The sequence below is a fragment of the Geosporobacter ferrireducens genome (genome assembly GCF_001750685.1).
Taxonomy (GTDB): Bacteria; Bacillota; Clostridia; order Peptostreptococcales; family Thermotaleaceae; genus Geosporobacter; species Geosporobacter ferrireducens.
This window is the reverse complement of sequence record NZ_CP017269.1, coordinates 3,040,329-3,065,850: the sequence shown is the minus strand read 5'-3', so window position 1 is coordinate 3,065,850 and position 25,522 is coordinate 3,040,329. Positions and strand designations below refer to the sequence as shown.

The following is a 25,522-nucleotide window of genomic DNA, read 5'->3' as shown; positions in this document are numbered from 1 at the left end:
TCCTATAAGTTGGTGATATCTCGATTCGGCAAATTTTAAATTATTTTAAAACTCCAATCTCCCGATAATACTTTTCCGCACCCGGGTGTAATGGGACTGGAACTTTCCAGGCTGTTTCAGGGGTAATTTCTTTTACAACAGTATGAGCACTTGTATAATCTGCCACCCCTTCAAGTGCATGTTTAACAAATTCATAGGCTGCTTCATCTGATAATGTTGATTTAGCAAAAATATTGGTCATAATTTTTAAAGTTCTAATATCTTTATCTATACCTTTATAAGTATTTGCCGGAATCGTGTACTTTTCAAAATAAGGAAATTCATTAGCTATTTTATCTAATATCGCATCTTCTACATCTAATAGATCAACGCCGCCAGTTGAGCTTGCATTCATAAGCGCAGCTGTTGGAACTCCTGCCACGAAGAAACTTGCATCTACATCCCCGTCTACCAGCTTTGATACGCCTTCGTCAAATGATAAATAGAATGGTTTGATGTCTTTATCCGGGTCTACTCCGTGTTCTCTTAAAATAGCTTTTGACATTTCCACGATCGTTGTACTTGGAGGTCCAAGGACTACTTTTTTACCTTTCAAATCAGCGTAGCTATTTATTCCTGAGTTCTTTTTTACTACCATATGTCCAGCACTCATATAAAGAGACATTAATCCAACAATATCTTGCTTGCCTCCTTTTTCATAGCTGCCTGTTCCATAGTATCCATCAAATACGCCATCTGCATTTGACATGCCCAGTTGCATTTCTCCTACACTTGTTAAGTTGATGTTTTCCATTGAACCTTTGGTAGCTTGAACAATTATATTTAACTTATCCGAACGCTCTGAAACTACCTTACCCATCGCAGCACCTACAATGTAGTAAGTTCCCGCAGTTCCTCCAGTTCCAAATATTAGTTCTTCTGTACCTCCTGTTGGCGCTGGTGTTGCCGTTTCATTTTGTGACGGGGCTGGATTTGCTGGTTGCGTACATGCTGTTAAAATAAGGACAAGTAATAAAAGCAAACTAATTACTAATTTAAACTTATTTGATTTTTTCATTATTTACACCCTTCCTATATTTGTTTTATCAGAATTCACTTGCAACTCTTGGAAAGAAGTTTGAAAAACTTTCTGCATACTTATACTCCTTTACACCCGAAAGCCGTCTAGCATGATTTCCCCTCATAAATGCCCTTTGCGTATAATATTCTATCAGGTGCCCTTGAGCCTTGAAGCACTTCATTGCTTCAACTTTTTGCTCATATGTTTCTGTGATATCTATAAATGTTCCTGGCTTGAAATCACTTATTTCTGTTTGATGTGGTTCAAATCCAAACAGCATCATTTGCTTGGTAACTGGGAATCCAGGAGTTATTACACCTGCTGAATTTGACATGATACTAGATTGGAAAACGTAATTTCTAACTGCATCATGATCTGGATTAAGTCCATCTTTTTTATCATGAGTAAGAATGATATCCGGCCTTGTTTCTCTTATTTTTTGAGCGAGCCTGTCCAATCGCCCTCTTGTGATTTCCATTGGGTAATCTTCAAAGTCCCAATACTCTATATTTTTTACACCTAATATTTCTGCTGCTTTTGAGGATTCTTCAAGTCTAATCTTCTTAACATTTTCCACTGTTTGATTTTCCTCTTTCCATAGATCATTAGATTCGCCTCTAACACCAAAGCTTAGCACTACCACATGGACCTCCGCACCATGTTTGATGTATTTTGCAATTGTCCCACCGGATCTCCAAACAAAGTCTGCGGCATGTGCACTGACTACTAACATTTTTTTTCCTTGCAATTCAAAAACCTCCCTTACTTTAATAATGTAGTGTTATTGTGAACTGTCATTTTTTCTACTTCTGCTTCTTTTATACCTGCGTCTACCAGTTTTTGTGCAAAGAGCAAAAGCCCTTCATCTGGATATAGTCCTGCAGGCTGCCCTAAATCTGTTCCTAATACTACATGATCAGCTCCTATTGCTTTGATTTGCTCTAATGTTGTTTCAAAGTCTACTTTACCAGTAGCCCATGTCGTATAAACATGTTCCATATATGCACCTAGAGCCACTAGCTCTTTTTGTTCTTCAATTGTATAGAAAGTAGTTGGAAAATCCACATGGGTAACAATAATTCTTTCTACATTTCTTTTCTTAGCCTCTTTTACCAAAGCAAGGGTTTCTCCGTGCGATAGATGTGCCGTTGCCAATATCATTTTGTGTTTCGCTATTATTTCCAACACTTGTATTGTATTGTCAGTTAATTTTCCATTTTCTAATACTGAGAGTGTAGGTGTAATGATTCCCTCTTCTTTCATTTGTATTACTATTTGTGCCCAGTACGGTAATTTTTTGTTTGCATCTCCTGAAAAAACATGTTTTTGCTCGTATGCTCCATCACAGGTTGGAAACCACACAATCTTAGCACCTGCTCTTCCAGCCATTTCAACAGCAGATGGATTAATCCCCCCCACGGAGTTATTTAGTGTAATGGTACCCACAACATGGCATTCTGGATAAAGCTGATTAACCAGGGCAGCTCTTTCAGCAGTGCAAAAGTAGTGAGATTTGGCAGCGTAACCTTTCATTCCCGCTTTAATAATCCTTTGGGCCATTTCTAAATCATCCATTTTTCTAGGCAGTACATCTGGTGCTGAGTGGACGTGTAAATCATAAGCGCCATCAATTAATGATTTCATGCTATCTCTCCTTTATATTTAAAATCGTTTTCCTTTATTGTAGACACTATTGTTCTACAATCTTGTATGCACATTATATCACTCGCTTATTTTTATTGTCAATACATTACTTGATTATTTAGAATATTAGCTGTCGGCAGCAAAGATTGAGCACTCATATCCTATTTTAAACAATCTATCTATAGGAAAGGGCTTCCCAATTCTGCAAAATATACACGCATCTAAAAAGCCCAAATGAAAGCAGTATCTTCCTAATGAATAAAATTTAATAAAGTTTTGATGATAATAGGGTAAAAAGCAATTACACTTACAACTCTTGCGAATTGCAATGTAGCAACTTTAGGAGCATCTGCTCCCATCTCACTTGCTATGATCGCCATATCCGTAAGCCCTCCTGCCGCTGATGCATATAGTGATGTAATTATATCTAAAGTACTATGCTTTGAAATTAAGAATGCTAATAGAAAATTAAGTGCAATATACCCTACTATTACAACAGAAATTATCAGGAGTAAATCTTTCATAGCTACAACCTGCTCCATTGTAATTCTGGCACCTATAAGTGCCCCTCCTAGAAATTGAATACTCTTACGCAAATGAATGGACATATATGCTTTTGAAGTTCTGACGTTGTAAAAAGCACAAGCAACCATTGCAAAACTGATAATTCCAGCAGGGACACCTAAAAAATAACCTATACATCCGGAAATAATACCTACGGACAACGTATAAATGGTTCTTTTAACAACTTCTTTGAAATCGTTATTTGTATCAGTATTTACGCTTATTTCTTCCCGGGAATCATCAAAGCTTTCAACTATATTGACTTTTGCTGCCAGGTGCTTAATAAGCATCGGCATAATTGCAATTACAGATATGAGTCTGATAAGTTGCAACGCTGCAACCTTAGAAGAATCTGCACCAAAATCCACTGAAATCAGCGTCATATCTGTAACCCCAGCAGGAGCTGTTGCAAAAAGTGCCGTTACTAAATCGATATTTGTATAATTTGTTAGGAATATACTCACAGCAATATTAAATACACACATAGTAACGGTTAAAATTATTGCTGGGATAATTGTTTTTTTCAACTCAACAACATCTTTTTTACAGATACGTGAACCTATATATGTACCTGTTCCAATCTGGGTTATCATTTTAAACTCCTGTGGAAATACCGCTTTACCCGTCAAAAGATTAAATACTACTACTGCAAGCAAGGAGCCTATTATTGCACCCGCCGGTACTTTTAACTTAGTAGCTGTTAAGCCCCCTACTGCCGCAACAAGAATTGTAATCATTACCCACATATGAATGCCTCCTTTTATATACCACCTTAAATAACACAAGAAAAAGGCAATTTTTACAATTGCCTTATGTTGGACTGATATTTTAACACGCAAAATTATTTGTTTTATTAAAAAATATCCAAATAAATGGCTGGACATGAAAGCAATATATTTATAAACCCAGAATTCATAATGATATTGATTATCTAATATCATTAGAAATCAATGGGATCAAATGTTTTTTTAAATTTACACCACCCACCCGGAAAAATGTTCAACAATATTGATAACATAATTGTATCAACATCAAATATTTTCGTCAATACAAATTCTTATCAATACATCAAGGGAGAGCACATTTTGCCCTCTCCCTATCAATTAATTTTTAACAACAGATGTATAGAATTTTCTCATTTCACGATGTGATATATTTGGTCTTTACTCTTTCCTCCAACTTTTCTCAACATATGAAATACCTCTCTTTTAATCTTAAAACACTAAACGCGATAGATATTGATAACAATTTTGTTGATCAATATTGGTTGTAATATTGTAAATCATCTGATAAAATATATTCTATCGACAAACTTTTACAGTTTTCTCAGATTTATACAACCTTTATCTATAATATGGGAGGTGTATTCGTGTTTAGCAAACTTAAAGAAAGAAAATATAATAGCATTCATGTTGAACAGGAAGGCAAAGATCTAGCGGAATTACTTTATTTGTTCAAAGAATTGGAAGCAGGAAAAATTGTATTGGCAGATAAATCTAAATTTAAAAATGAAGCATTGGCAACTGTTTGGAATGACATGGTTAACAGCATATATCTGGAAAAGAAGAATAAAATGCTAGAAGTAAATAAAATACTAGGATATATTACTGAAATGACCTATGTAAAAGACATGATAAATGAAGCCAGAGCTCAGAATGACGCAATACATATGATAACTGCAAGCAGCGAGGAAATGAGTGCATCTATAGAAGATGTCTCGTCACGTGCTCAAAATGTTGCAGGTTTTATTAGCAATACATTAGAGGTAACGTCTGAGTCTAATGCTAACATGCTGGATGCATTTTCATTTGTTCAGAAGTCCTTTGAAACAGTGAAAACAATAAGCACAGACATGAATATTCTAATAGATGAAATGAAGCAAATTGATCAAGTCGTGGATATAATAAAAGAAATTGCCAATCAGACTAATTTGCTAGCCTTAAATGCTGCTATAGAGTCTGCAAGAGCAGGAGAACACGGTAAAGGCTTTGGTGTAGTTGCATCAGAAGTAAAAAAACTAGCTGAACATACAAAATCTTCAGTAAACATCATACAAAACAATATAAAAACCTTAAGTGATGAACTATCAAAGGTTGTATCCCATACCGGCAAAACGGCTAGTGAGCTTGAAACGGGTTCTATTCTTGTAAATCAAGTCATTGAAGCAAATAAAAAGGTGGTTGAATCTATAAAACAGTTGAATAATGAGGCAATTCAAATTGCAGCGAATACACAGGAACAAACGGCTGTTACCGAAGAGTTTGCCAGCAGGGCCGCAGAATTGTCTCAATCAGCAGATAATATCCTTACAACTTGTAATAAAACCGGACAGGGAATTTTTAAGGTTAGCCAGTTGAACAATCAAATAAGGCTGGGCATGATTAAGGATACACAACATCTTGCCATAAACGATATCTTAGCGTTATCTAGGACAGATCACCTAAATTTAAGATGGCGTATTTATAATATGCTGCTTGGTTATGAAACAATTGATGTAAATATAGTGGGAAACTACAAGGAATGTAGACTTGGCAAATGGTATTATGGTGAGGGCAGAGATATTTTTAAAGATAATGCTATTTTTAAGAAAATTGAGCAGCCCCATGTGCGTTTGCATGAATGGGCAAAGGAATCTGTAGTAGCGGTCGCCTCAAATGATATGGCTAAAGCAGAAGCCGCCTTTAAAGAGATGGATTCATATTCCGATCAAGTAATTGAAGCATTAGATGAATTGAATCAATATGTATTGAAGACCCTGCTATAAAATATAAAGTTAACTCCCTTCTGGTAAAAATATATAGGCCCTTGAGGAAACCGCTGTTCTCAAAGGCCTATATAAGCATACAAAAATTTATAAATCCCTTTTTCTGAAATTTGATGCACCTTTCATATGTGCCTATCTTGTTCATCCAGATTTAATTCACCTTTAAAGACGATCCGTGCATCTCCAATAATCTCTAATCTATTAGAATCTTTTATTCTTAAAGTCATCTCGCCGCCTCTATAGGAGGCCTGGTGTACTTTTAGTTCATTTATGCCTAAAATTCTTGACCAATAAGCTGCTAATGCCGTATGTACCGAACCGGTCACAGGATCTTCATTGACTCCCGCCCAAGGATTAAAATATCTTGTGATAAAATGGTATTGATTATTGTACGTGGAAGTAATTCCAACGCCTTTTATTCCTTCAACATTTAGCTTTTTCATCTCTTCATATTTGGGTTGAACATTTATAACTTCTTCCTGGCTCTTTAAATGTATAATAAGTTTTTTTGTACTTCTGCCCAATACTATATTTTCATAGGCTGAAATGCCCATAGCTTTTAAAAGTTCACTATACGGGTGAACCGATACTTCTTCCGGTTCATCAAGCGGAAAATCCAAACTAATTCCATAAATATCTTTCTTTGCCTTAAGAATTCCACTTTCTGAATAATATATTATTTCATCAGAAGAAATTCTTTTATGGTCAAATAATACTTGTGATGCTGCAAGGGTTGCATGACCACATAATGGTACTTCTTTTTGGGGTGTAAACCACCGGATTGCATATTCATTATTATTTTCTTTAGGCAGCAAAAACGCTGTTTCTGACAGGTTAAATTCAAAAGCAATTTTTTGCATGAATGCATCCTCTATTTTTTTATCTAAAATACATACCATTGCTGGGTTTCCTCTAAATATTTCTTTCGTAAAAGCATCTACCAGAAATATTTTAATGGTTTCTGCATGCTTTCCGTTCCTCTTCATATAACCACACTCCCTTGCATAAGCCTTAGTCACGGGGACATTTTACCTGTCACCCTTGCCATCATTATATCCCTTTACTTTAGCATAACATAATAAAAACAAGGAAACAAATGGGAAGCTCCCGCACCTTTTTGCCTTTTACATCAGCAGCGGCAAGAACATCTTTGCCAGGCCCAAAAACAAAAAAAATCCAAAAACATCGGTTGCTGTCGTTAAAAATATAGCCGATGCCAAAGCCGGATCTATCCCAAACACCTTCAATAATAATGGAATTAAAAATCCAAAAAACCCTGCTATCACTAAGTTTCCGATCATCGCAGCAAAGATTATTAGACCAAGATAAGGATTGCCATACTTCATATAAAGGATTATACCTGTCAAAATCCCCGTAGTTGCCCCATTAATTACACCAAGGGCAATTTCTTTAAATACCAGCTTCCAATTCTTTTTTAAACTGACTTCCCCAAGGGCAATACTTCTAATTACCACTGACAGCGTCTGGGTTCCTGCATTTCCTCCCATTCCTGCTACAATAGGCATGGCAGCAGCCAAAGCAACTACTTGCGCGATAACGTCTTCAAATAACCCTACGGTAAAAGCAGCTAAAAAAGCCGTTCCCAGATTAATAAACAGCCAGGGCAGCCTCTTTTTAATAGAGGTTGTTAATGCACTATCCACCCTTTCCTCCTTGCTTACGCCGCCTAAACGCAGCATATCCTCTGTCTGTTCTTCTATAATAACATCAATGATGTCATCAACGGTTATAATGCCTAAAAGAGAACGCTTGTGATTAATAACAGGAATAGCCTTTAAATCATATTTTGAAACAAGCAAGGATACCTTTTCTTGGTCCTCTTCAGGATTAACAGAGATTACATTATCATTCATTATGTCGATTAACTTCTTATCTTCAGGAGCAATCAATATATCCCGTAAATCTGCAGTTCCAATCAATCCTTTATTTTTATTCAATACAAATATGGTTTCAATCACTTCTGTTTTCGGTCCAATCTCCTTAATTTTTTTTAAAGATTCCCCTATGGTTAAATCTCCTTTTAATGCAATATACTCTGTTGTCATAATACCACCGGCACTATCTTCCTCATAACCTAACAGTTCTTGTAACTGCTGCGTATCTCCGTCCTTCATCATCTTTAATAAATCTTTTCTCATTTGGATGGGGAGATTCCCCAAAATATCGGCAATATCGTCATTGGACATATAGGAAAATAAGCTTACGATAGCTTTGAAATCGAATAATTTAATCATTCTAACCTGTAATTCCTCACTGGCCTGTTCTATGATCTCAGCCATAAGCGCATCATCTATTAGCGAAAAAAACTTCAATAGGCTTTTATCGTCAAACTCCTCTAAAATTATGGCAATATCTATGGGATACATGTTATCAATCATCCCGTATATTTTATCTCTATCGTTTTCCTTCACACCATCTATTAATGTTTCCTGCTTTTCTTCAAACATATTTGTACACCCCTCTCAAATCTTATTGACACTTCATGCTGATTCTCTCTGTTCATACTGCTACTATTCTCCCCACCTTCTGAAATAAAAAAACCCCATCATAGCTTGAATATGATCGGGTTTTCCAAACGATTTTTTCATTTCTTTTAACTTTATATCCCATATTATACCATAATAGTTTTTAGCAAACAAAAAGTCAAAAAGAATGATGTCTTTTTGACTTTTTATCTATTTAAATAAAATAGACATTTTAGGAGTTGACTTAATATCTAAAAACAAGTATAATTAAAATAACGTCCATTTTTGCAAATGTTACAATATCTCTATTTTATTATATCATATTTTTTATAATTTGTAAATATATTTTTGAAAATTTATTTGAAAGTGAGGGATCTTTATGTATTTTCTTAATATTTTTCATGCTACAGAATTGTCTTTAATGGAAGACATGGCCCATGAAATTATGCTTACAAATGAACTTTCAACACTTTTTGGATTGTATCTCTCCCTACAGGATTCCCGGGAAATTATAACCGCCCGGAACACTATTCTAAAGGAATATAGCCGGGTCGAAATAGATACTGAAATCACGCGCAAAATCATTGCGCAATTTTGCTCGTCACCTTATATTCAACAAACGGATTATGCAGAGACACTGATTGAGATTCAGGAATTGTTTCATTATATAAAAAATGAGTTGGATGATGATATAGGCGATGACACATTGATTGAAAAATTGGCAGAATTGTATAATCATAAATGCTTTGGTGTTATGGATCTGCTAAAAGGAAGGGAAACAGAAAAGATCATTAGGTACTATAGATTTGGAGAGGAAGAGGATCAGGATATTGATGAGGAGACGGATGAGGATCTGTTAGAAAGTTGGGAGGATGCATTATGGGATCAATAATTGGAATAAATAAGGAAAAACTGAATCATGATCAGTACTTTGCTTCACTTGTAAACGAAGGTGTGCGGGGCAGATTATTGCCTTTAGATCTTGCAAAGAATATTCCTCTTGAATTAATGGAAGTTTTCAAAGAAGTGATGAGAATGTATACAAAGGGAGAAAGTTCTACTTTAAAAGCTGAAACAGCAGAAGATTTGATGAAATCCATTGTCTATTCACTAGACCTTTATTTAATGAAGCATCTTAATCCGGAGGATGCCATCAGCCATTTACAGTCCTGCAATATAAAAACCTTATATAAAGAAGCAATGATCTATGCCGAAGATTATTTCGAAAGTACAAAAAATTTATATCAATCCGTCGAAACAAAACGTGTGGCAGTGCCAAATATTGTCTATAACGAAACCTTTACAAAGGCAATACCCAATTTCTTTTTAGATTATGACATACTTTTTTCAGCCCATAATACTTCCAGCGATATAGACTACCCTTTAGTCTTCGATGACATGTCCGTAAAAGGAATCGCTTACATCAGAAGCTATCTTGCTGCCTTTGAATTAGAAAATGACTTTTGCCGCAAGTTTGATTCTAAAAGTATAACCCTACTGCTCCAAGCCTATGGAAAATCCAACAGACTAAATTATGAACAAACACCCATAAACTTATTTGAGCTTGTATTCAATAACCTTGTTTTTCTAACATTACTGGATAAAGGCTACGAAAACCTTTTAATTTCCCCTATAGGGCTTGAAATGATTAAGGCGGAGCTGAGTGGAATAAGCAAAACTAACTTAAAACATCTTATTTCCAATATTTTAGATAAAATCATAAACCGCTTAGAGATCACAGTACCTGACCTTATTGACTTAATTTACCGGTACTCGGAATCTATGGTAGAACGTCTAAATAATGCGTTAGAATATGATCATCTTGTAAATATGATGGTTTTAGAAACCGTGGCTCACCATAAGGAAAAAACCGTTCTAGAAACAGGTTCCAAAATGAATAATAGGATCTTTAGATTTATCTATAAAAAAATAACAGATTGTTCCACTGTTGAAGATAAAATGATTATATTAACAAAGTATGTTAATTCTTTAGAGGATTTTGTTGATTTGCTGAAAGCAGACTGTTTTTATGAAAAAGAGTATGATCACCTCTTCAATAGTTTAGGAAATCTGGAAATAAGTACATTAATCACTAGTAGCTTTAAGGAATATATGTTAAGAGGAGAAGAAAAGCTTCCTACATTCCTTTCAAATTCCATTGCTCACAGCTATGCCTGGGAAACAGCTTTTTTCGATTGGTTAAGAAAATTAGATAAAAGCCGTATTCAGGAAATTGAACTGCTGGTCCATGAAAATCTTGCTTCGGAAATCGTTTAATAAAAACAACCTTGTGAATTACAAGGTTGTTTTCTTAGCATATTCATTATGGCCAATGTACAAATCACAGAAGGCCGCCAGACTGTGCAGGAACTGTCACTCTAAACTTTTTTAGTCCTGTATCTTCTTATACTGTATCTTAAAAAGAGGTGTAGACTATTCTATAAATCTTACCTTTGATTCTATGCTTTTTCTTGTAGGTGCTTGTCCAATATGTTCAGGGTAACCTAGGCAAATAATGGCAACGGGGTCCTTATCCTCATCAATTTCAAATATCTTCCGGACATCCTTTTTTTCAAACAGAGAAAGCCATAAGGACTCCAATCCCATGCTATGGGCAGCCAAAAGCATGTTTTGAATTGCTGCGCTGCAAGCATGCTCATACCCTTGACTGGGTTCTTCAAGAAATTGTTCAGCACCATTTTTACTTGGATCTCCAACCACCACGATTAATGTAGGGGCTTGATTAATAAAGTCAACATTGTATTTAGGTACCCATGACCATCCGCTTTTCTCTGCAATCTTCTCTTTTGACCGCTCTACAGCATCTTTTAGTTTTTGATTGTATTCAGGATTCTCTACCACAATAAATTCCCATGGCTGTTTATTGGCAGGAGAAGGTGCATATAATGCACATTCTAAAATTGCAGTAATCTTTCCCTCTTCTATCTTCTGATTTTTAAAACTGCGGCAGCTTCGCCTTCCTAAAATGGCTTCGATACAATCCACTTTTCTCATCTCCTTTAAGATTAAACCTGATTTTGTCGTGCAAATCGTTAATCAGCTGACTTGCTCTTTGATCTGCATATCGCTAATTCAGCACAAATATATGCCTTTCTTTCCATACACCATTTAAGCTCTTAGCATCTATTTCCCTGCTCCCTTATGGGTGCCACTGGTATTTGTCTAAGTCAATATTTCCGTTTATATCTATTTCAATACCCTCGATCTCTAGAATCATCATTTGTTCATTGTAAGGCCCATCACTTGGCAGCGTAATCTGTCCTTTTCTGTTAATGACCCGATGCCACGGCAGCCCATGCTTCCTGCTCATCGAGTGGAGTATACGGACAACCTGACGGGCAGCCCGAGGATTTCCTGCAAATCCTGCAATCTGTCCATAAGTCATGACCCTCCCTCGGGGGATGCTTAATATAATATTAATCACTTTTTCGGTAAAGGGCGTCACAATAATAGTTCCTTTCCGTTAAAATTCAATACTCGGATTATCTTGATTTACTATGTACCGTTGGCATGTACCGCCAAACCTTTCTACAATAAGCGCTTCCAATGAATCCAGAGCTTTTGTCAGCTGACTGCCCTCATTGCCTTCAAAGCTCACCAATTGAAAGAAAACATCTTTTGTATCCAGCATCATTTTGCCCAGTTCACTCTGACGCCAGATCCATTTTCTTGTCTGAACAATATTTCCGCTGGTAAAAACCAGTTCCCGATCTTCTACCTCTTCATATTCTTTTGCACCAAAAGGCAAAAACCTTTCAGTCCCTTTACTGAAGCAAACGCTCAAATCCTCCTGTATATCTCTTAGATCATGGCCGCCCAGTGAAATCTGATTTTCCAGGGAAACTGCATTGCACAAATCCACTAATGCATTGATTGTAGGTAGTGAAGAACCTTTTAATACCCTTTTCATCATAGCTTCCGTGGATGGAGGATATTTATTGGGGTTTATTCCTGCCTTTTCCATGGTATTTCGGTAATCTCGTATAGTGGGAAGATTTCGGACTTCTTCTTCTCTAATGGTTTGCCTGACATAATTCTCCGCATTTCTAAGCACATCCGTGTCTGAAGGCAATGACGCCGTATTGCTAAGCCCTTTTCCTACCAGAACTCCGAAGTGCAATCTTGGATCGAGCTCAAACACTTCTGGCTTTATCGTATAACGCATGATATCCCCTCCTTTTAAATTCTATATACCTCTAAAGCCACGCATGCCTTTAGATTATTAGCTTTTATTATATCCTTTAATACAAAAATAGTCTAAAGAAATCTCTTCTTACTACTGGAATTTCAACAATATAGCTTACGGTTTACTCAATATTTTCCTGAAAAATTCTAATTCATCCTGTCTAATCTCCTCAGTTATTTCATGTCCTATCCCTTTATATAGAACGAATTCGCTTTTATCTATATTTAACATATCAAAGGTCTCTTTGATTTTTAAAAACCTATCTATTAGAATCTTCCCGTCATACGCCCTAAATAATATTTCCTTTTGTTCTACATCCGTTAGATTTCCTTCAACACAAATCGGTTTAGCACGTTTTTTCAAGCTTTCAATTAGTTGAGGCGCTTCAAATTTCTCATAATATTCTTTCCCTGTACATCTGATTTTTTTACCATTTTCTACCCATAATTGCCATCCGCCTTCATCTTCCGCTCCTTTAAATATATATCTATATACATCCCCTATTAAATTCACATCAAATTCCCTACCTGTAATTTTTTCATAATCATAAATTCCTATGGGGTATGGAATATTCTCTCCATTTAGATTTTTATAAGGAATAATATTGTCACTTCCGCCAATAACAGCGGCCTTTACCATTTCAGGGTGTAGAAAGGTGAACCTATCCACAAAATCTCCTGAAGCAGAAAATCCCGACATGAATATTTTCTCATCAACCATAATCCCTTTTTCCGATAATATCCGCTTAGCATCATCTATCATTGCTATGAGCTGCAAATCCAACCTTTTTAATTCATTGATATTTGTAAAAATCGTTTCTCTGTCAAGGGCGTGGGTATACAATTCATTGTGACTTTCAGGCCTAGGGAAAATAGGTACCAAGAGGGGTATTCCCAGGTCTTCCGCTAATGTTGCTTTATATATAATCAGTTCTTTTGCTTTTTCTTTATGAACATCAATAAGATCGCTGACTTTTCCTGTATTGTTAGGTACGACTAAGAGCTTGCTTTCTTTTATTTTACTTGGAATATATAGCAAGTAATCCCAATAAAAGCTCTTTGATGGATCACTTGGAATAATGCTGTAACCCTCATTAGGAAATGCATTTATTCTAACTATATTTTCATAGCCTAAGGCAGCGGCACCTGTAAAATTAGAAATATTTATGCTCAATATGTATCTTCCTTGCCTTAGAGCTACAAGGTATTCATCTTTCATTTGGTTTGCTTTTTTGCTAAAATAAATTTCCCCCTTTTTATCAGTTATTGTTATCTCAATGCTTCCGGTCAAACTTCTCCACCATAGATTTAATTCTAATTCTTTAGCCTCATCCATAAGAAACTCAATTTTATGACTTGCATTATATAATGGATGCTGTATCATCGTCCAATTGCTATATCCTCCATTGGCTGCAGCTTTTTTATATTGACCTATAATTAGGATGTAATTAATTACTACAAAGATCATAAAGATGGACAGCATAAGAAAAATTCTCTTCATCTTTTTCATTTTCCCCCATCCTAAGCTTTCTTATAAAATTCTACCATAAATTTACTGTTTATGTAATTAATACACTAGGATGATTCTTGTTCGTTTTATTTCCTTCACCTTCTTTTATCTAAATCCGTCGTGTATTTCAAAATATTTGCCCATAAAAAAACCGCAGTCATTTATGGTACGGTTCAGCGTATCATTGTATCAGCGGTTTTTTATAAGCCAAAGAGGTCAAAGGAAATACCATCTTTTTCAGCGACATAGTAGATCTATCTTTACAGCTTCTCTTAGTTATCATCGTAAGCATAAAGGCAAACAAGAACCATCCCCTTCGACCTAACCCACTTGCTATGTATGACTTTTGCCTTCAAAAGCATATCTTCTATTAGCAAAAGGCATGACAACTGTCAAGTTAGGTCGAAGGCGCAGCCAGAGCCGCAAATCCTCGTATTACACGACGGACCGAGCCTCAAAGCTAAGAGCAGCATGGTGCTGCGGTCAATGCCTCATCCTGTAGACTTTCACCAAATACTTTAATTGCCTTTTTTTAACTTTACTTCACAGGAATATATATATCCATATAGTGAACACCATCTATATCATATTCTTCTTCAAATGCAATTCTATTCTCCCATGAAGTAGCTTTATATTCTCCACTGTTTACAAACTCCATCAATATTTCATATCCCTTTGGTATTTTTTCAAAAGAATTACTATGGGGATCTGTTACTGTTAAAGTTGCATATGTATCTTCATTTATGTATGCTATTTCTACTCCTCCACATTCAGGTTTAAAATTCTCTGGAATAATGTATGCACTCACATAACCACGAAGTCCAAACTGTTCTGATTGTTGTTTAGACACAAACGGGAAATCCCAACCTATTCTTCTTGGCTTATAATCTTTAAAATCCAATAACCCACTATTTTTTGCCCAGTTATCCATGTAAGAAATCACATCATGTTCTGGATTGGGACTAATAATAACATATCTTGCAACTTGCATCTTTGGTACTTTTACAATCTTAATTTCGCTATAAACACCTTCCATTTTATTACCCCCTTAAATTTATTTCACTGTAGTTTAGTAAGCGCTAATATTTTAAATTTATTCTATGTATTCCTTGTGAAACACCTACCTTAATACTTATCATGCCAGGACGGTGCCCAAGTTAATCGATCTGTTGTGTAACGTCTCGCATTTGTGACGCCTTCGAACTGGACCCCATAGGAATACCCCTTAGCGGAGCTTCGCTCCCAGTGAGAAGATGTGGTGCTAAACCTGCCCCAAAAACGTGCTTCCAGCACCTTTATGCAAATGCATTGTTCTCCGATGCCATACGTCCCGTGATTCAGAGGGCGACAGGACGTCGCACCCTTAAATCTATTATTTATAGCATACATAACATTTTAGAATACATTACGACTTTTTTAAAAAAGCAAACCAATTTAATCACACATCATGCTAATCACTTTTCTTTCCTTGTCTCATTGGGCAAATTACCCTGCATTTATTGCAGTTAACAGTATTAAAGCCTCTGTCATTGGTTCCATATGTATTCGGTCTGCATTTTGCCTGATTTGCGTTTCGGCCGTCCAATGCTTGAGACGGGCAGTTTTCGATACATAGATTGCAACCATCTATACAGATACTCTCCGCAAGCGAGTCGGAGACAAGATCAAGCTCTGTAAGAACTATTCCCAAAGTCAACAGATTACCATGCTTTTCGTTTAGTAGTAATGTATTTTTACCTAGTGTTCCTAGTCCTGCGAGTACGGCGGCATGTTTCATGGATATCAGACCACGGCCTTCCAGTTTTTCTGCATCCCAGTATTCATAAGGACCGTCTGAGGGAAGCGGTACAGCATAGCCACTAGAGATCCTTTCAATCTCTTTTGCAGCTCTTAATGCGACCCAATCAACCTCTGGACATGTGCTATAATTGAAATGACCGTATATCAGCCTTGGTTCTATCATTGTCAGCCCTTTTGGAAGAGCTATGCCAAACACAATGATCGATTTGCAGTCGGAAAATATATCTCTTGGGTGAAAGCCTGCTGGTGCTTCGGAAAAGCGGTCAACATTAGCGACACCACACACATCCGCACCAAGATTTAATATAAATTCTTTGATTTGCTTCTTCACTCTTAAGCCCCCCTTTTACATATATGCTATATACATAATTCTTGTTTTGCAGTTTTGTACAAATTTTCCCAACTTGATACCATCTCCCATGTAACACTAAGTTTTTCTGCTAATGCTTTTTGAGAAAGGTCTGCACCCTTTCTTTTCTTCAATATATTTTCACCAACTACATTTATTTCCTTTGAATTCAAGTCTATCGCTCCTTTTAATTTGAAACTTAACTACATTGATATTTATGATAGCCCCTTTGCAAACAAACCAATTGACCCCATTACCTTGCTCCGATATTGGAGTGTCATCTAACGTCTCCGTGTTCAAGACGCCATAAATACTTAGCCAGACTTGGCTTAGTATTTATGGTGTGCGCAGCTCTGCTCCAGAGACTTCACCTACCGCACGAACTTGAACACATTGTTAGACGGCGTCTCTGACGGAAATAACCAGCAACTTAAACTTCTAAGATAATTTAAACTACTTTGTTTCTGTTATTTGCACTCTTTCGAATAAAATTTCAAATTACTATATGAGAAAATTTATTTTTCTACAAGCAATAATATTTCTTGAAGTAACTTATCACCATCGATAATATCATAAGCCACTTTGTCACTAGTCTCATACCAAATATTAAAATTGCCCAGTATAATATGCTTAGGTTTATTATTCTGATGAATTGATATCTCTGCAATTACATCCCCTGTTGTATATGGAAAATAATTGGATTTACTTTTTTTGCATTTGTATTTTGTTAATATTTTAAATAGTTTATTATTATCTACAATATGACCAACATCATTAACCTTAATATAGGTAGCATTATCAGATGCTTTTATTTCGGCAACAACTTTGTTATTTTCAGTATAAGTCGACGAAGTGATGTTAATCTGCTCTTCATCGATCAAATTATATATTTTGCCATATATCCGCTTGTCATTCAGATAGGCAGCAGTAATAATAATGCTGATTACTATTATCGTAATTACTATATATAAATATTTTTTCTGTTTCATTTTCCCTCCCCATTTTTACAATCCACTACCCTATTGCAAAAAAATCTAGTCAGATATGCCGTCTAACGTCTCCGCACTCAAGACTTTTCTCAGCCTTAGATAGCTCTTATCTTAGGCTGAGAAATGTGCTTTGCTTCTTCCAAGGGATGACCCCAAATAGGCAAAGCGAACTTGAGTGCAATGTTATGTAAAGAAGATGTATTAGAAGAAAAATAAAAGATATTATTATTTTCAATTTTTCGTGGTTTTAGCGTAGCTTTCTGATTTGGAAAACCATCCCCATCAATCGACGCTATAACGCCACTTTCTGCATTTTAATGAATTTAAGTATTTCTTCAACCGATTTCATGCGTCAACCTCCGACATAACTATTAAATAAATAATCTCTGTTTCTAAAACTAATATGCCATATCATATAACGTTTCGTTTTCACGACGCCGACGAACCGGGCCAGCGGAGCCTTTCCCTTTAGCGGCGCTTACCGCCCGGTGAGGCGGTGTGGCAGAAACGACCCGTGAGCACGCCCGAAGCGTTGAAAACATTGTTTTGAACTGACCTTTATCTATTTATTAAACCACTCGTAGTCAATTTGATGAAAATGCGTAATTATTGGATATTTGTCTATCCATGAATTATAATCACCACTATTTGAATCTACAATTATCACCTTCCCAGCACCAGCCGCCTCAGCTGCTTTTATTCCAGAAATAGAATCCTCAAAAATGATCGTATCCTTTCCTTCTATTCCCAATATACCCATGGCTCTAAGAAACAGATCCGGGAAAGGCTTACCTCTCATGGAACCGTCATTATAAACGATATGCTCTTTTTTAAACCACTTATTCAGTTCAAGTTCCCTAATGTAAAATTCAATATTCTCTATTCCAGATGCTGTTGCAATCACAAAGGGAATGTCCTGTTCCTTAAGCTTATTAAGCAATTCGATTACACCTTCAGCTAATGAAAATTCATTAATCTCCTTACACAGCCTCTGATATTCGTACTCTTTTTCAAGGGCATAACGTTCAATTTCCTCTCTGGTCAACTTGCTTTCAAATAAGTCCTTCAATATCTCGCTATTCAGTCTACCGTGGATACGTTGATGCTTTTCTTCGTCAGACAAAGAGAAACCATGATTCTTAAGAAAATTATCCCATGCTCTGTTATGTAGCTGAGTATCCCATAAAAGGGTTCCATTAAAATCAAAAATAATTCCCTTTCTTTTCATATAATAAAACACCCATCTCTTTCTATCATATTTTTATCTTGCGCATATTAAACAACCAAAGACATTTTTAAATCCACCATAGAACGCGGTGTCTTTTACGTCCCATTTTCGATAACATCTCGCATTTGCGAGGCCTTCGAACTGGACCCTAAAGGATTACCCCCTTGGCGGTGCTTGCCACCCAGTGAGAAGGTGCGGTACTCTGACCTTTCCCTTAAAACGTGCTTCCAGCACCCCTGTGCAAACACATTGTTCTCCGATGTCATACGCCCCTTGACTCAGAGGGCGACAGGACGTCGCCCCCTTAAACTTTTCATTTGGCAATAAAGCACAACATATACATATTGTGTAATATGTCGATTAAATTGTATATTCAAATTTTTCTTCAATGCTAATAACTTTTCCGTCTTGGACTTCAATAAAATAAGGTATTGTTTGTTCAAAAAGCGGAATATCATTTAAATTATACTCACCTAAATGTTTAAGAAATTCATCTTTCTTTGTTGTAATATATACCCTATCATCTTCTGATTCTTCTACAAAATTAAGGTATACATCAGTAAATTTATAAACTACTTTATCTGCTAATTCATAAGTTGTTCTTTCTTGATTTTCATTTATAATCGCATATCCACTTGGCACATCGCTTTCATCTAAATCAAGCTCTTCCATTCTTTCTTTGTCTTCCCTTTTTACAATCTCAACCTGGTCAAAATGCAAATTATTATCTTCTATAACTATATATCCTATTAGTACTTCTATTTCATTTTCAGGATCTTCTACTTCAGTTTTAACACATCCTATCATTGAAAATAATAATACACTAATTAATAAAATAATTGATTTTTTCATAAAATTACCCCTTTTAGAATTAAATTACTTGAACATAAATATACAAATGTGTAGTAAGAAAGCTCTTAAAGTCATCTTCCCCTATCCGCGGCAGGACGCCGCGTCCTTTGCTTATGGTTTCGGAGAACTACTATATTTCCGACCCAAAGTTCGTTTTTTATTCCAAAATAGAAGGATTTGCGAACCATGGTTCGGGAATATCTCCTTATAGTTGTATATTCTATCTTTTCTACCCTTTCCTTGTCTTATATGCATTAGCATTCTATCACTATCAATATCATCTACCTTTAGTCTTACTACTTCACCGACTCTAAGACTTGCTGAATAAGTTAAGAACAATTTATGCTTTTAACATTATTAGGACCTACCCAGCATTTTTTATGCGGCTGCCACCGCCTTCCTTCAACCTTCTTAATCTTTTTTACCAATTCATCATTATACTCAAATGATACGTGAATTTCTCTATCATTCATTCTTTTAATTTTTATCCCATATACGCTCCTCTTTCCTAAGAGATTTCTTTAAAGATAAATTTAATCTGCTTCTATAGTTCTATAAAGCCTATATAAATCCTTTGATTTTTTTACAAATAATAGCAATTTTTGTATTAAAATCTAGGTAAGAAAAAAGCCGAGAGTTTAGTTCTCGACTTTTTGTTGTAGCAATATATAGTTCATCCTTTTTAATTAAAGTTAAGCAGTCCTTGTCCACCATCTTAGCAATTTCGCTATTGAATTATTTGACCTTTTCTATTGCAGTTCTTCCAACCGCTTCAACCTTTTTAACTACTTCCCCTCTAATAGCATTTAATTCATTCTGAAGGTCTGAAAGTACTTCTTTTGCTATTGCCCCCATTGAATCTTGAACCCGTACCATATCCCAAATAAGCACACCCCAGCATATAACCTATTTTCCTTACTTCATATAAGATAATGATTAAAATGCAATTATATAAGCTTAATACATCTAAGTATTTCCAATGCTTCCACCAAAAAACCGCCATCATTTATGATACGGTTCATCTTATCACAAATGACGGCGGTTTCTATTGATAACACTTTGCTTGATTTGAAATATTATTGCCTATATTCCCGGAAAACTCCTTCTCTATATACTATTAAAGCCATGTAAAGTTTAATATTAGATAAACAAAGTAGATGAGAAAGAGTATAAAGCCTTCTTTTTTAGTAATTTCTTCATTGTCACCTTTTGAAAATAACCGGAAGGCAATCAGAATGATCAGCATCGTTGGAATCTGGAGCTTATAGAAATTTAATGGGACATCTAATCCCCCTGATGTTACAGCGGCAGCACTGCCGACTACAAAGAGTACATTCAAAATATCTGCCCCAACAATATTGCCAATAGCAAGCTCACCATGTCCTTTTCTCACAGCAGTAATAGCAGTTACTAACTCAGGCAAACTCGTTCCGAAAGCAATTAAGGTTGCTGCGATGATACTTTGTGGGATTCCAACGCGAACAGCTGAGATTTCCACTGCTGGTATAAGAATTTTTGATGAACCTATAACCAGTGCTATGCCTGCAAATAACTCTAATATTTGAATAATCAAAGGACTTTTTTCCTCGGCTAAAATATCTTCACTCAAGATATGCTCTTCTACCGTAAAGGCAGTTTCCATTTCCATAGATGATCCATCTAAAACCGGGTTTTTAGACCATTTAATTGAGCTATAGATATAGATTATTAATAAAACTATAAATAACCAGCCAACCCATCTGCTGATATTTCCATTACCTCCGGAAAAGAAAGGAAGGCTGACAACTGCAAGTAAAATACCCGCCCATACCTGGACCTTTCCTTGACGTTCTACAACAACCCGGTCTACAGGCAGACGCCCAATAAGCGCAGCTAATCCAAGAATCAGACCCGTATCAGCAATAATAGATCCAATAGCATTGCCCAATGCCAAGTCAGGGTTTCCATTGATTGCTGCCAGCACGGAGACGGTAGCTTCGGGAAGCGTTGTACCTAAGGATACAATTGTAGCTCCGATAATCATTTTAGGAACACCCCAGTGAAGAGAAAGGCTGACAGCCTTATCTACCAACAGGTCTGCCCCTTTACTCAGAATATATAGCATTACGGAAATTATAAGAACTAAAACAAATGTTGGAAACGAAGCTAAATAAGTATGAATCACTGCTTCCATTAAAAATACGCCTCCTTTTGGTATTGGCATCCCTGTGTGGCAATAATGTGCTGTTAGAAAGTTCTAAGCAAAAACAAGAGACTCTACAGAGAATATAAGCTAAATTTGCATTAGCTTATATTCTCTGTAGAGTCTCACCAGGCATACTGCCATTAAAGCCGGGAAATTGTTGTTTCCGGAATGACGACTTTAATCCCTTATAAAGGTCAGTTACTCCCTCTAACTATTTAAGTATAAGTAAAAGAAAAGTATTTGTCAATTCCTTTTGAAATCTAAATTTCAGCAATTGCAAGTGGACCGCTGCAACAGTCCCCTTGTTCCTACCAGCTGAAGGATTGTTTTCTACTCATGCTTACTGCATATCAATGATCCAATTTCCATTTATCACAAAATTAGGATAACTAATTTCAAGATTGGTAGCAGCGAGCTTTTCATCAAATTCTAAAGTCATTGTAGCTTTATCTCCATTAAATTCTGTAGATGCTTTCTTTATATCAGGGCTGTAAAAACTAAACGATCTTATACGAATTTTTTCATTAGCACCGATATTTAACTGAAATTCTACTTCCGCAGATGTCGGTGATATTCTTTTAATATTTTTAACTATAGCTTTTTGAATAGTAAAGTCGATTTCTTTATTCACTGCTACTTCCCCTTTATCAGGAATGTCAAGGGAGAATGAACCGACTGTTTCATGATAAGCAGCAATGATTGCAGGTAATTTCAGTGTAAGCTTTTTATCTTTGGGTGCATTTGTTTCAAATACCGTTACCGGACGGCCTTTTGAATCTTTTGGAGTTTCAAGCCTGTATTCATTACCGGTTCCGTCAAATACATAAAGGTCATCGGTTCGTAATCCGCTACCGCTGCTTACTAAACCATCCTTCCCTAGATTTTCGAATGTTCCTGATGCTCTTGCTTCTGTTGGTTTACCATATTTAGCCAACCTTAAATTTTTATCTTCAAAGGAGGCAATCAGCTGAATGTTTAATTTTTCATTTCCCTCAATGATTTTAGCCCCAATGTTTATACCTTCCAAACCGTTTGTGGCTGCATTAGAAGTATAAATTCCGCTGCCTGCATCTAAACTTTTAGCTTTTTCCAATGAAATCTCATAGGAGTTTCCTGCAATGATAAGTTTAAAATCCTTAAAAGGCTTAATATTGTAGTTTTCTTCTGTTTTATTCATAAAGAGAAAGTAATATTTCTCCTGCTCCTCAGAATACCCTCCTGGAAAATAAACTGTATCCGGATTATTTTTGGGTATAATGTTTATATCCTTTAATTCCTTAGAGTCTAAATTTGAGGTTATTTCCATTTCCAAGTTGCCTTCGGACACCATTATACTTTCTAGAGTAATATGATCATTTAGCGCGTATCTTTCTTTCAAGTAATAGGCTTCTCCATCGACAATCGTTGAATATATTGGCGTTTTATTAAAAAATGATTTTATTGCCTGTGAAATATCATTGGCATATATGGTTGTTACACTTAACAGGCATAGACAGGCGACAGCTGCATATGCAAATCTTTTTCTGCCTTTCATCTTTTTATTGTTCCTGTTTAGTTTTTGGTGAGCTTTTTTATTTATAGAATCCATATCTATTTCCACTCCGTCTAATAGTTTATCCATTTCTTGTTCCACCAAATCATCATCCAAACTGTTTAACAGGTGAATTAGTTTATCTTCATTCATAATTTAATGCCTCCTTTATTATTTTTCTACCTCTCAGAAGCCTATTGTCTATAGCCGATCTGGATAAATTAAAAGTTTTTTCCAAATCACTTATTTTTTCATCAAAAAAATATCTTCTGAAAAATATTTCTTTGTCTATTCGGTTGAAAGAATTGATTATTTCTACAACCTTTTCCTGGTCTTGCCTTAAAAAGAATTGTTTCTCCAGGTTATAGCTGTCCTTTATTTGAAACTCCTCAATATCAACGACATTTTTTGTTGCTTTCTTGCGTTTATATGTAAGTGCTTTATATTTTGTTAGAATGAAAAGCCATGTTCTGAAATTTCCTTTTTCCTGGTTAAATTCATCGATTTTAATCCATGCATCCAGAAATACATCCGATACACACTCTTCAATATCCTCCTTACCAAGCGCCGGCGACAAAATATTATAGGCCAAATAATAAATTGTCTTTGTATATTTGTTTATCATATAGTTGTAAGCAGCCACATCCTTTGCCTTTATTCCTTCCACAAGCGCACTTTGTGAGTATTCCAAAATATTCACCCCTTTACTGATTTTTTATGACCGGTCTTTCATATATTACTACGCACAAAATATTCCCCTTCTCTTAAAAATTTTATATAATTTTTCCCGAATAAAAAAGCCTGTAGAATATTCTCCGCTCCATTGAAATATTCTACAGACTCTGTTAATTTTATTATTTTAAACTCATTTCATAATTTAAAATCCTTTAAAAGTGAAGGCTATAGGCATAATTTAGAAGTTTTCCAATATATGCCCCCATAGTGTATATTAAATTCAAAGCGCCAAACACAATAATGATTCCTGTACAAATTATAACCATCCATACAATAATTTGATAAGAATAAGAAATCTTCTTAAATGAACGATTGATTAAAATCCAAATATCTTTTAAATCTAATTTTATACTGTCGTTGTTTACTGCAATATGATTATCTTCTCTCAATAAATCATCTAAGGATACTTTGAAAATATCACTTAGGAGGATTATTTTATCGATTTCCGGGTAGCCTTGTCCTGACTCCCACTTGGAAACAGCTTGTCGTGACACCCCTAATTCACCTGCAAGTTGTTCTTGTGATAAGCCATTCCTTTTTCTCAATTTTTGTAGTTTTTCATAGAAATTCATTTCAATCACCTCAATCAAATAATACCTAAAATCAAAAATTGATGCTACCAACTTAAACTTGCAAGATGTCAACTTTAAGTTGCAATCGACGTTATATTAGTTTTTCTCCACAGTTGGAGCAAAAATTGCCTTCACCTGTTTTGGTGCCACAGTTAGGACAAAAATTCGGCCTTTTTTGCGAAGCCGTTTTTTGATCCTGATTCATTTGTTTCATCATTTCACTGGCTACATTCATTCCCATCATCATACCGACCATATCAGAAGCGGCACCTCCTCCTTTAACCCGTCCCGATGCAATGCCGTCCACCATTTCTACTTGCTGGTATTTTCCCATATCTCCAACCATACTGTGGGAAGCCGTTTTAGTGATCATTTTTTGTATTTCTTCAGGATAATTAAAGCTAATAATATTAAATCCGGTAATCGTAAGTCCATCCTTCAAGATAATCATATCTAAATCTTCTCTTATTCCTTTAGCAATATCAAAAGCATTGGCTTGAAGATTAAACATATCTTTTCCTTCTCTGCTAATCCATTTCATTAGAAGCTGGTCCAAAGCAGACACGATCCTTAGTTTTACATCCTCTACAAAATAAGCTTCCTTTATCCCGGCAATTTTGTCTATTAACGCCACATAATCATGGACTTTCACATTAAATGTACCGTTCGCCCGTATAGGTATACCTCCTGGTAGTTGCGGGTGGGGTATATGAATAGCATTTTTCGTGCCCCATTTTACTGTAAATTCCTTAGTATTTACAAACAATACTTCTGCCCGCATTCCGCTGTTGAATCCAAACTTAAACCCCTTCAGTGTAGATAGGAATGGAATAATTTGTGACTCAATATCATAATCTCCTTCATCTTTAAATATTCCTTCCACTCTTCCGGAATTTAAAAATATGGCATCTTGCCCCGGCCGAATAATTAACCTGCTCCCTTTTTTTATTTCCCGGTTACTCCATTTCCAAAAAATCATGTCATCTCTAAATTCTTCCCACTCTACTACATTGGCAAATTGCTTTCTAAAAATCATATTGATCCTTC

The 25,522-nt window shown here is 35.8% G+C and carries 25 protein-coding genes; 3 read left to right on the top strand and 22 right to left on the bottom strand.

Annotation, left to right across the window (positions count from 1 at the left end):
• Positions 1 to 40: 40 nt before the first annotated feature.
• The 4 genes from Gferi_RS14385 to Gferi_RS14370 all read right to left on the bottom strand — a co-directional run bounded on the left by Gferi_RS14385 (position 41) and on the right by Gferi_RS14370 (position 4,014).
• Entirely contained in the window at positions 41 to 1,057 is a 1,017-nt protein-coding gene (locus Gferi_RS14385) for a TAXI family TRAP transporter solute-binding subunit (protein WP_069977640.1), read from the bottom strand.
• 28 nt (positions 1,058 to 1,085) lie between these two features.
• Positions 1,086 to 1,808 carry a PIG-L deacetylase family protein gene (locus Gferi_RS14380; RefSeq protein ID WP_236932602.1) on the bottom strand — a complete coding sequence of 241 codons (723 nt, stop codon included), beginning with the start codon at positions 1,806 to 1,808 and terminating at the stop codon, positions 1,086 to 1,088.
• 14 nt (positions 1,809 to 1,822) lie between these two features.
• Positions 1,823 to 2,704 carry a DUF6282 family protein gene (locus Gferi_RS14375; RefSeq protein WP_069977638.1) on the bottom strand — a complete coding sequence of 294 codons (882 nt, stop codon included), beginning with the start codon at positions 2,702 to 2,704 and terminating at the stop codon, positions 1,823 to 1,825.
• 251 nt (positions 2,705 to 2,955) lie between these two features.
• Positions 2,956 to 4,014, bottom strand: coding sequence for an AbrB family transcriptional regulator (locus Gferi_RS14370; protein WP_069977636.1), 1,059 nt, complete (start codon positions 4,012 to 4,014; stop codon positions 2,956 to 2,958).
• A gap of 623 nt (positions 4,015 to 4,637) precedes the next feature.
• Here Gferi_RS14370 and Gferi_RS14365 point away from each other — a divergent pair.
• Entirely contained in the window at positions 4,638 to 6,032 is a 1,395-nt protein-coding gene (locus Gferi_RS14365) for a methyl-accepting chemotaxis protein (protein WP_169833002.1), read from the top strand.
• Between the two features lie 122 nt (positions 6,033 to 6,154).
• Here Gferi_RS14365 and Gferi_RS14360 read toward each other — a convergent pair whose 3' ends face one another.
• Positions 6,155 to 7,018 carry a PhzF family phenazine biosynthesis protein gene (locus tag Gferi_RS14360; RefSeq protein ID WP_069977632.1) on the bottom strand — a complete coding sequence of 288 codons (864 nt, stop codon included), beginning with the start codon at positions 7,016 to 7,018 and terminating at the stop codon, positions 6,155 to 6,157.
• Between the two features lie 138 nt (positions 7,019 to 7,156).
• Positions 7,157 to 8,500: a magnesium transporter gene (gene mgtE, locus Gferi_RS14355; protein ID WP_069977630.1), complete on the bottom strand. Its 1,344-nt coding sequence runs from the start codon at positions 8,498 to 8,500 to the stop codon at positions 7,157 to 7,159.
• A gap of 397 nt (positions 8,501 to 8,897) precedes the next feature.
• Between mgtE and Gferi_RS14350 the strand changes: the two genes are divergently transcribed.
• Together Gferi_RS14350 and Gferi_RS14345 are read left to right on the top strand one after the other, a co-directional pair.
• A complete protein-coding gene (locus Gferi_RS14350) occupies positions 8,898 to 9,410 on the top strand; it encodes a DUF6323 family protein (RefSeq protein WP_083273571.1) in 513 nt (170 codons plus the stop codon).
• Positions 9,398 to 10,795, top strand: coding sequence for a DUF6179 domain-containing protein (locus Gferi_RS14345; protein ID WP_069977628.1), 1,398 nt, complete (start codon positions 9,398 to 9,400; stop codon positions 10,793 to 10,795). The genes Gferi_RS14350 and Gferi_RS14345 overlap by 13 nt, the downstream gene beginning before the upstream one ends.
• 156 nt (positions 10,796 to 10,951) lie before the next feature.
• On the opposite strand, the gene Gferi_RS14340 is transcribed toward Gferi_RS14345, so the two are convergent.
• The 16 genes from Gferi_RS14340 to Gferi_RS14275 form a co-directional block, all read right to left on the bottom strand.
• The gene (locus Gferi_RS14340; RefSeq protein WP_069977626.1) at positions 10,952 to 11,524 is read right to left on the bottom strand and encodes a nitroreductase family protein; all 573 of its coding nucleotides are present in this window, start codon (positions 11,522 to 11,524) and stop codon (positions 10,952 to 10,954) included.
• A 154-nt stretch (positions 11,525 to 11,678) separates the two neighbouring features.
• On the bottom strand, positions 11,679 to 11,924 hold the full coding sequence (locus tag Gferi_RS14335; RefSeq protein ID WP_236932601.1) for an MGMT family protein: 246 nt from the start codon (positions 11,922 to 11,924) through the stop codon (positions 11,679 to 11,681).
• 78 nt (positions 11,925 to 12,002) lie between these two features.
• Complete coding sequence (locus Gferi_RS14330) at positions 12,003 to 12,704, bottom strand: B3/B4 domain-containing protein (protein WP_069977620.1); 702 nt, start codon at positions 12,702 to 12,704, stop codon at positions 12,003 to 12,005.
• 135 nt (positions 12,705 to 12,839) lie between these two features.
• Entirely contained in the window at positions 12,840 to 14,060 is a 1,221-nt protein-coding gene (locus tag Gferi_RS14325; protein ID WP_156782401.1) for a hypothetical protein, read from the bottom strand.
• Between the two features lie 712 nt (positions 14,061 to 14,772).
• The gene (locus Gferi_RS14320) at positions 14,773 to 15,270 is read right to left on the bottom strand and encodes a hypothetical protein (RefSeq protein WP_069977616.1); all 498 of its coding nucleotides are present in this window, start codon (positions 15,268 to 15,270) and stop codon (positions 14,773 to 14,775) included.
• Positions 15,271 to 15,684: 414 nt separating this feature from the next.
• Positions 15,685 to 16,365 (bottom strand): epoxyqueuosine reductase, encoded by a 681-nt coding sequence (locus tag Gferi_RS14315; RefSeq protein WP_069977614.1) that lies wholly within the window; start codon positions 16,363 to 16,365, stop codon positions 15,685 to 15,687.
• A gap of 26 nt (positions 16,366 to 16,391) precedes the next feature.
• Positions 16,392 to 16,556, bottom strand: a complete 165-nt coding sequence (locus Gferi_RS28170) for a helix-turn-helix domain-containing protein (protein WP_236932600.1) — start codon at positions 16,554 to 16,556, stop codon at positions 16,392 to 16,394.
• A 342-nt stretch (positions 16,557 to 16,898) separates the two neighbouring features.
• Positions 16,899 to 17,372 carry a hypothetical protein gene (locus Gferi_RS14310; RefSeq protein ID WP_069977613.1) on the bottom strand — a complete coding sequence of 158 codons (474 nt, stop codon included), beginning with the start codon at positions 17,370 to 17,372 and terminating at the stop codon, positions 16,899 to 16,901.
• A 562-nt stretch (positions 17,373 to 17,934) separates the two neighbouring features.
• Entirely contained in the window at positions 17,935 to 18,600 is a 666-nt protein-coding gene (locus Gferi_RS14305; RefSeq protein ID WP_069977610.1) for an HAD family hydrolase, read from the bottom strand.
• A gap of 360 nt (positions 18,601 to 18,960) precedes the next feature.
• Positions 18,961 to 19,452: a hypothetical protein gene (locus Gferi_RS14300; RefSeq protein ID WP_069977608.1), complete on the bottom strand. Its 492-nt coding sequence runs from the start codon at positions 19,450 to 19,452 to the stop codon at positions 18,961 to 18,963.
• A gap of 111 nt (positions 19,453 to 19,563) precedes the next feature.
• Positions 19,564 to 19,791 carry a tyrosine-type recombinase/integrase gene (locus tag Gferi_RS29290; RefSeq protein WP_083273569.1) on the bottom strand — a complete coding sequence of 76 codons (228 nt, stop codon included), beginning with the start codon at positions 19,789 to 19,791 and terminating at the stop codon, positions 19,564 to 19,566.
• A gap of 778 nt (positions 19,792 to 20,569) precedes the next feature.
• Complete coding sequence (locus tag Gferi_RS14295; protein ID WP_069977606.1) at positions 20,570 to 21,625, bottom strand: calcium/sodium antiporter; 1,056 nt, start codon at positions 21,623 to 21,625, stop codon at positions 20,570 to 20,572.
• A 352-nt stretch (positions 21,626 to 21,977) separates the two neighbouring features.
• Positions 21,978 to 23,321, bottom strand: a complete 1,344-nt coding sequence (locus tag Gferi_RS14290) for a hypothetical protein (RefSeq protein WP_069977603.1) — start codon at positions 23,319 to 23,321, stop codon at positions 21,978 to 21,980.
• Entirely contained in the window at positions 23,314 to 23,859 is a 546-nt protein-coding gene (locus Gferi_RS14285) for a sigma-70 family RNA polymerase sigma factor (RefSeq protein WP_069977601.1), read from the bottom strand. The genes Gferi_RS14290 and Gferi_RS14285 overlap by 8 nt, the downstream gene beginning before the upstream one ends.
• A gap of 196 nt (positions 23,860 to 24,055) precedes the next feature.
• Entirely contained in the window at positions 24,056 to 24,475 is a 420-nt protein-coding gene (locus Gferi_RS14280) for a helix-turn-helix domain-containing protein (RefSeq protein WP_069977599.1), read from the bottom strand.
• A 91-nt stretch (positions 24,476 to 24,566) separates the two neighbouring features.
• Positions 24,567 to 25,511, bottom strand: coding sequence for an SPFH domain-containing protein (locus Gferi_RS14275; protein ID WP_069977597.1), 945 nt, complete (start codon positions 25,509 to 25,511; stop codon positions 24,567 to 24,569).
• Positions 25,512 to 25,522: the final 11 nt, after the last annotated feature.